Here is a 774-nt window from a genome sequence, read left to right as displayed (position 1 = left end):
CACCGGCAAGGACTCGGCGATCGTCGATGCGCTGATCGTGGCCGCGCGCAACGGCAAGGACGTCACCGTGGTGGTGGAGTTGCGCGCGCGCTTCGACGAGGAAGCCAACCTGGGCCTGGCTGACAAGCTGCAGGAAGCCGGCGTGCAGGTGGTATACGGCGTGGTCGGCTACAAGACCCACGCCAAGATGCTGCTGATCGTTCGCCGCGAGGGCCGCAAGCTGCGCCGCTACGTCCACCTGGGCACCGGCAACTACCACAGCGGCACGGCGCGTGCGTATACCGACCTGAGCCTGATCACCGCCGATGCAGACATCGGCAACGACGTGCACTTGCTGTTCCAGCAGCTCTCCGGCCTGGCGCCGAAGATGAAGCTCAAGTGCCTGCTGCAATCTCCCTTCACCCTGCATGCCGTGGTGCTGGCCCGCATCGAGCGGGAGACGACGTTGGCGCAGCAGGGCCGCCCCGGCCGCATTATCGCCAAGATGAACGCGCTCAACGAACCCCAGGTGGTGCGTGCGCTTTACCAGGCCTCTCAGGCGGGCGTGCAGATCGACCTGATCGTGCGTGGCGCCTGCACGCTGCGCCCCGGCGTGCCGGGCGTGTCGGACAACATCCGCGTGCGCTCCATCGTCGGACGCTTCCTGGAACACAGCCGCGTCTACTGGTTCGGCAACGACGGCGAACCGGAACTGTTCTGCGCCAGTGCCGACTGGCTGGAACGCAACCTGTTGCGACGGGTGGAAACCTGTTTCCCGATCCTCGATGCGGATAT

1 protein-coding gene is annotated in these 774 nt (G+C 65.9%); it reads left to right on the top strand.

The genetic code is table 11. The features are described 5' to 3' along the window. The coding region (locus CWM66_RS27920; RefSeq protein ID WP_233218442.1) for a phospholipase D-like domain-containing protein at positions 1-774 on the top strand (774 nt) is incomplete at both ends.

The sequence above is a fragment of the Kosakonia sp. H7A genome, assembly GCF_003028445.1.
Classification (GTDB): Bacteria; Pseudomonadota; Gammaproteobacteria; order Enterobacterales; family Enterobacteriaceae; genus Kosakonia; species Kosakonia radicincitans.
Note: the sequence above shows the minus strand (reverse complement) of the source record. Positions and strands in the feature narration are given on the sequence as shown.